This window comes from Streptomyces sp. NPDC048504, assembly GCF_043200035.1.
Classification (GTDB): Bacteria; Actinomycetota; Actinomycetes; order Streptomycetales; family Streptomycetaceae; genus Streptomyces.
In genome coordinates this window covers 270,265-276,489 of record NZ_JBICXA010000018.1, presented here as the reverse complement: position 1 = coordinate 276,489, position 6,225 = coordinate 270,265, and the positions used below count along the sequence as shown (strand labels likewise).

Annotated in this window: 5 protein-coding genes and 1 pseudogene; 2 read left to right on the top strand and 4 right to left on the bottom strand. The window is 62.7% G+C overall.

Going from position 1 to position 6,225, the window contains the following annotated elements; all coding sequences use genetic code 11:
- Positions 1-86 (top strand): annotated as a pseudogene (locus ACGFY9_RS37755) (IS5/IS1182 family transposase); the annotation flags it as partial.
- Positions 87-1,405: 1,319 nt separating this feature from the next.
- On the opposite strand, the gene ACGFY9_RS37750 reads toward ACGFY9_RS37755, so the two are convergent.
- The 3 genes from ACGFY9_RS37750 to ACGFY9_RS37740 form a co-directional block, all read right to left on the bottom strand.
- Entirely contained in the window at positions 1,406-1,576 is a 171-nt protein-coding gene (locus tag ACGFY9_RS37750; RefSeq protein ID WP_393761928.1) for an HNH endonuclease, read from the bottom strand.
- A 419-nt stretch (positions 1,577-1,995) separates the two neighbouring features.
- Positions 1,996-2,556, bottom strand: coding sequence for a winged helix-turn-helix domain-containing protein (locus ACGFY9_RS37745; protein ID WP_393761895.1), 561 nt, complete (start codon positions 2,554-2,556; stop codon positions 1,996-1,998).
- Positions 2,557-2,915: 359 nt separating this feature from the next.
- Entirely contained in the window at positions 2,916-4,493 is a 1,578-nt protein-coding gene (locus tag ACGFY9_RS37740) for a recombinase family protein (protein ID WP_393761893.1), read from the bottom strand.
- Between the two features lie 20 nt (positions 4,494-4,513).
- Here ACGFY9_RS37740 and ACGFY9_RS37735 point away from each other — a divergent pair, with 20 nt between their 5' ends.
- Positions 4,514-4,762: a LysE family transporter gene (locus ACGFY9_RS37735; RefSeq protein ID WP_393761891.1), complete on the top strand. Its 249-nt coding sequence runs from the start codon at positions 4,514-4,516 to the stop codon at positions 4,760-4,762.
- Here the strand turns inward: ACGFY9_RS37735 and ACGFY9_RS37730 are convergent, their stop codons facing one another.
- Positions 4,763-6,193, bottom strand: a complete 1,431-nt coding sequence (locus ACGFY9_RS37730; protein ID WP_393761889.1) for an FAD-dependent oxidoreductase — start codon at positions 6,191-6,193, stop codon at positions 4,763-4,765.
- Positions 6,194-6,225 lie beyond the last annotated feature (32 nt).

Sequence of the window (6,225 nt, the reverse complement as noted above, 5' to 3'; positions counted from 1 at the left end):
GGCGCATCTTCCGCAGGTCCCGGTGCAGCCCGAATCGAATGACGTCAATCGCCAAGGCCATCCTCACGCTGGAGAGACAACGCTGAAGAAGCTCATTGGTTCTTCTTTCGTAGATCAGGACCGGAAGCGGCCATGAAAAAAAGGCCGCCTGCACCCGGGCTTGGGTGGGGCGGCTTGGTTTAAGGGCGGCTGTTACTCCGCTAGTTCGCGGAGTTCGTCTTTAGGGTCGAGGCTTCAGCGCGTGCTGCGCGCTGTTGCTCGATGCGTTCTAGGAATCGGATTCTGCGCACAATCTTGCGTGCCTGGTTCTTACAAGAAGGGCTGCAGTACCGAGGCGGCCGACCGGGGCCATGCACAATGCTGAATGGCTTGTTGCAAGTCCAGCAGGTCAGCTCGATTGGGTCGTTCATGATTTCTTGCCTCTTCGAGATAGCAGGGAGGCGCAATCGGTTAGGTTCGGATAGCGGCGGCCCGACCCCACGGCCTTTGGAGTCAAACCGCGAAGCCGGGCCGCTACCGCGCCGCCCTGTGGCGCCTCCCTGCCCCGATCCCGCCGGATCGAAGTTCTTGTTTCATGAGTAGAAGAACCGTTACGGGACGAGAAACCCCACGCGCTACCTCGCGTGATTCCTTGGCCGTATGGCTGCCTGGGTTTCGGTCCCACGAGTTCGGGCTAACCCCCGCGCGTTCACGGGGAGGGAAAGACGCGGGTGCGGAAAGTGATTCCAAAAAAATTTCAGATCTCCCCTCCCCTTTAGGGGCCAAGAATCTGAGTCAGGGAGCTTGACAAGGGGTCGCCTGGCGTGATCGGGGATGCTGGTACATCGCCGCCTGTCCGTAGAAGCCCAGCTAGGGATGTATTGGGCAGCCAGGGACAGTGTTGGCTCGGCCTACCAGACGCTACGATCCGCTCCATGGACGGCTGGGGTGGCGGCGGTGCTTGGCGCACTAGCAGGATCGGTTTCGGCCGCCGTGGTGGCTTTCATAGGCGGTCGGTACTCGCGTGAGGTGGCGCAAATTGGCGCTCGATCGGAGCACCTGAAGGAGAGTTGGGGCAAGCGGGAAGAGAGATACAAGAACTTCTTGCTAATTCTCGGAACTGCCGAGTTGCAGCTTGAGAAGATTGTCAGGCGATTACTTAACGGGCAGTCGATACTTGCAGAGTTGGAAGTATTTATTGACGCAGTCAAACCTATCGAAAATGCCCGAACGGAAGTTGCGCTTGCCGGACCGCTGAACACTCATGAGTCAGCGCGACTTGCTACTGTTGTTGTGCTTTTTGTCTGCGAGAAGCTGGAAGATCATAAGCTTGCGCACTCATATTTGGCGCAGGGGCCTTTCCCGATGGGAACTTGGGAAATGCGGCGCGCGCCGTTCAAGATCTTCAGGACTTCGGATTCCGCCGTTAGTACCTCTTGCCCTTCCGGTAGTCGTTCTCTCGTCTCGTGTTGCACGAACGGCATAGAACACGCACGTTGTCGAGCGTGTTCGTGCCTCCCTCTTTCCGAGGGACAATATGATCTCCGGTTAGGTCATCGGCTGTACCGCAGAAAGAACAGTAGGGCTGGAGCCTGATGGCTTCAGCCCTTACTTTTTTCCATTGGTAGTCGGCTCCGAATAGCCTCAGCCGGCTAGCGCCTATAGCTGAAATTGAAGGAGATTACTTCTCCCGCTCCGACTCCTTCTCGGGAGTCGTTCGCTTCTGCCTTGGCTGATAGAGACTCTGAAGGCTCACAGGCCGAGAGAGTCACACTCGCGCCCTTCGCTCTGCTCCGAAGGCTTCGAGCTTTTAGCCTTGGCCAGAGTCAGGCCCGATAGGGAGCCTGGCTTTCTGCCCGCTCTTCGATCGGCCAGGGCATAGGTGTACCCGAAGGGGTACACACTTCCTATGAGCTATAGATATGGGATCTCTATTGAGATCCCTATGAGATTGTGTACCCGCTCGGGTATATTCCCTGTACCGCTAGTGGTGCATCCCCTGTACCCGTAGGGGTACTAGGCGGCTACCTGCCCGGTGTAGAGCCGGTAGGCACGCTCGGCCGAGGCGTAAGGGATCTCCTGCCACGGCCAGGACTCCGGTCCCTCTCCGCCGAGGAACCAAGCCTTCTGATCGAGAGTGAGTTCAATCGGCCCTGTCGGGGCCGTAGACGGCCGATCTCTAGCCGAGGGACCCGACGGGTCGGCGTCCGCCGTAGCAGCCTTCGTAGGGCCGCTCTTGGGCTTCCGGCGCTTGTGGGTCTCGTGCCCGGCCTTGACGGCCGACAGCACATCAGCCGGGGCAGTGAGGCAGTAGACGACGGTATCGGCGCCCGAGCGGGCCCCGGTGTCCGTGAGATAGCCGCACTCGACAAGCTTCTTACGGTGGGGATGAACCTTCGTCGCATTGGATAGGCCGACCATTTCAGCAATGGTCGCCATGGACGGGAAAACGTCCGTCCCGTCCGAGTAGTCACCGAACATGGAAAAGGCCATTCCCACGGCGAAGGTGTTCTGCCTGATACTCGGATCGTGGGCTATGCAGCGGCGCCAAAGGCCGTGATCTACACGGGAGTTCATCTCTGTGGGTGCTCCAAGTCGTGAGGGCGCGTGGCGACTCCTGTCGTCCCGCCGCCCTGTTGAGGCCGAAGCGGACGCGCGGGCCATCTCTACCGCCCTACCCCTGGCGGATTCAAGAGAGGGCGTTTAAACGATTCCTTTGACTTCGCCAGGGGGGAGCGATGCAAGGTGCCACTAGCACCCGGCGCATGGCCTCGGGGTCGAGACAGGGGGAATATGCGCGTTGTAACCGTGATCCAGGATCAGGACGGTAACCGGAGAGTTGTTGCTGATGTCGTCTATCCCTCCGAGAGTTGACATAAGAAATGCCCCCTCCTTCCGGAGGGGGCATTTTGGTTTCGCGGAGTGTGCCGGTATGGCTAACTCCAGTTGTTGTCCATCCTGATCAGTCGCTTCTCGACATCGTGCGGAATGATCAACCTCCCCAACAGTTCCCCATCGTCCTGTTTTCCAAGTTCGAAAGTGATTCCGGCGCTCAGTAGATCTTTTTCCATGGCTTCTACACCACCGGTCTTCCAATGTTGGCTGTAGGTAATACCGGTGCTTTCGTAGACCCACCTGTCTTTTGTGGACTCCGGGTCGATCTTCGTGAAGTCGTTCATGAGAGCGTCTAGCGTGGTCTCTGCCTTCTCGCGGATGAATCCGGCCTTATCGAACCTTCCGCCGGGCTCCAGCCCAGACATGTAGTAGGCGATGGAATCTTCCAGTCGCTTCCGCTCACGCCTGTTCTCGTCGCCTCGGGCGTACTCACGGCGGATCACCTCGAAATCACCCAGGGCCTCAAAGACGGCCTGTGCCAGAGCCGAGTACACATGCTCAGGATCTGGTGTCACGAATCCGGGCTTCCGGCACTCGGGGCACCGCAAGTATCGGTACTCCTTCGCTTCGCCAGTAGAGAGCGTTTTGTAGTTGTTCGTTTCGTTAACGTTTCTACCGCACTGGTGTTTCATGACGCCGAGGAACCTGGTGGGACGGCGGTTCTTCTCATGATGGCGCTTGTTCTTCGAGCGGGTGGCAAGTGCTGCTTGTACGTTCTCGAACTCTTCATCAGTCAAGATCGGGTTATCCGTGACCCTGATTTCCTGACCGTTCTTGTCCAGTACCGGTGTGGATTTGTAGGTGACCGCTTTCGTTCCTCCCTCAGTGCGAAGCCCCTTAACGGCAGGATTCCTAAGGGTCCTGAGAACTTGCTGGTTGTTCCACTTCCCGTTGCTGTAGGTCGGAACCTTGGCCCTGTCTAGGACCTTAGCGATTCGGTTTGCCGGAACCCCACGCATCGCAGCTTGGTACATGTAGCGCACTGCCCGCGCTTGCTTCGGGTCTTGTACTAGGCGGAGTTTCCCGCGCACCCTGCCAGTCTTGTAGCCATACGATGGCTTACCGATACGCCATTGGTCCTGCTGCTTAGTGTATTCCCAGTGGGATGAAACGCGGGTTTTGGTGTTGGCGGCTTCAATCTCTGCAACTGCTGCGACGAATGTCACCATTGCCTGGGCCATGGGAGATGACAGGTCCAGCGTGTCATTCAGGGAAATCAGGTTCTTCCCGAACTTCTCGCACCACTTGATGACCTCGTGCAGGTCGGAAATTCGCCTAATGAACCGGTCCAGCTTCCAGAACAGAATCAGGTCGAACTCAGGTATCCGGTTGTTAAGCCAATCTCCAAGTTCCTTACGCTCCCAAGGCGCTTTCTTGGTCGCGGAGACCCCAAGGTCCCTGGCCACGCCGACAACCCTGACGCCCTCTCGGATGGCATGGCGGCGAAGGTCAAGTTCCTGCCGCGCTGGGCTGGTGGTGTCCTCCGTGAGGATGGACAGGCGTACCGACAGGAGCCCACGGGGCGCACCCTCCGGTAGCGCATCGTTCCGGGCCTGGAGTTCGGCCAGCTCTGCCAGTTCGTCAGGGGTCCACTCGGGAGCGGTCTTCGTAGCGGTCATGGGCGCGAGCGTACAGGCAGTTGGATTCTGGAACGTTCTTCGTGCAGTTCGTCGACCCGGGGTACGCCTACCCCGCCCTGTCGTTCGTGGTGCTCGGCGCCTTCGCGCAGCTGGCGAGCTTCTTCTACCTCAGTGCCCTGATCTTCGGCGGGACCCGGCTGGCGACGGCCTTCCGCCGCCGCAGGCGGCTCGCGGCGGGGGCGACGTCGGCGGCGGGGGCGCTGTTCCTGGGCTTCGCGGTGAAGCTGTCACTGGCCGGCTCCGTGTAACTAGACGTTCAGGCCGAAGCGTTCCGCGTACTCGGCCAGGCCCTTGTCCGTGTCGCCGGCCCAGCCGACGTAGCCGTCGGGGCGGACCAGGAAGAGGCCCGTCCCGTACGTCTCGGCGGGCGGGCCCGCTACGACGCGGACGGCTTCGCTGCCGCCGGCCGCCGGCGCCTCCGTGCCCAGCGCGAGCAGGGTCCAGTGCGGGCCCCGGAAGGCGTCGAGGAGGCGTACGCCCGCGACGGTCCGGTTCGGGGCGCGGTCGCCGGCGCGGATCCCCTCTCCCGGCGCCCGGGTCTCCGTCGTGAGGCTCGACTCCCGGTAACCGATGCCCAGTTGGCGGGTCGCCTCGCCGCGGCGGGCCTCGCCCCGGTGGACCTTGGTGGACAGGCCGAGCATCTCGGCGGCGTTGGGGAGCCGCTCCTCCTCGTAGGTGTCGAGCAGGCTCGCGGGGGCCTCGCCGCGCAGCACCGCGCCCAGCTTCCAGCCCAGGTTGTAGGCGTCCTGGACGCTGGTGTTGAGGCCCTGGCCGCCGGCTGGCGAGTGGACGTGCGCCGCGTCCCCGGCGAGGAAGACCCGGCCCTGCTGGAAACGGTCCGCGAGGGCCGCCCGGGGCCGGAAGTCGGAGGCCCAGCGGAGTTCGGTGAGGTCCTCGGGGGCGAGGTGCGAGCGGGCGGCGACGATCTTCCGTACGCCGTCGGGGGAGAGGTCGGGCGTGCTGTCGTCCAGGAGCTGGGCGACCACCTGGAAGTCCTCCGTCCCGGCCAGCGGGCAGATCGCGAGGAAGCCCTCGTCGCCCCGCGGCGGGAAGATGTGCCAGTTGTCGCGGTCCAGGCCGGTGATACGGGTGTCCGCCACCAGGATCGGGTTCGGGTCGACGGTCTCGCCGGTCATGCCGATGCCGAGCCCGCGCCGGATCACCGAGCGACCGCCGTCCGCGGCCACCGCGTACCGGGCGCGGACGGGGGCGCCGGACGCGAACGCGACCGTCACACCGTCCTCGTCCTGGGTGAGCCCGGTGACCTCGCGGCCGAAGGACACCCGGCCGCCCAGCTCGTCGAGCCGGGCCCGCAGGATCTCCTGGGTGCGCCACTGGGGCACCATCCACGGGGCGCCGTACGGCGAGTCCTCGTTCGTCTCGGCCGGGTCGAACATGTTCTGCTCGGCGACCCGCTCGCCGTCCTGCCAGATCGCCCCGACCGGGTAGTCGCCGCCCGCCGCGAGGATCGCGTCCAGGACGCCGAGGTCGTCGAAGACCTCCATCGTGCGCGGCTGGATGCCCTTGCCCCGCGAGCCGGGGGACAGCCCCTCGCCGCGCTCCACGACCAGCGCGTCCACCCCGCGCCGGGCGAGGTCGACGCCGAGGGCGAGTCCGGTGGGGCCCGCGCCCACGATCAGTACGTCCACGTGCTCGGCCGGATTTCCGTGCTCGGTCATGATCCAGTCTCCTTAACGCTGTTAAGTGCGGC

What these genes read in the sequence shown, in the direction of transcription:
- ACGFY9_RS37745 (WP_393761895.1), bottom strand. Translation starts at nt 2,556, where the DNA reads ATGAACTCCCGTGTAGATCACGGCCTTTGGCGCCGCTGCATAGCCCAC.
- ACGFY9_RS37740 (WP_393761893.1), bottom strand. Translation starts at nt 4,493, where the DNA reads ATGACCGCTACGAAGACCGCTCCCGAGTGGACCCCTGACGAACTGGCA.
- ACGFY9_RS37730 (WP_393761889.1), bottom strand. Translation starts at nt 6,193, where the DNA reads ATGACCGAGCACGGAAATCCGGCCGAGCACGTGGACGTACTGATCGTG.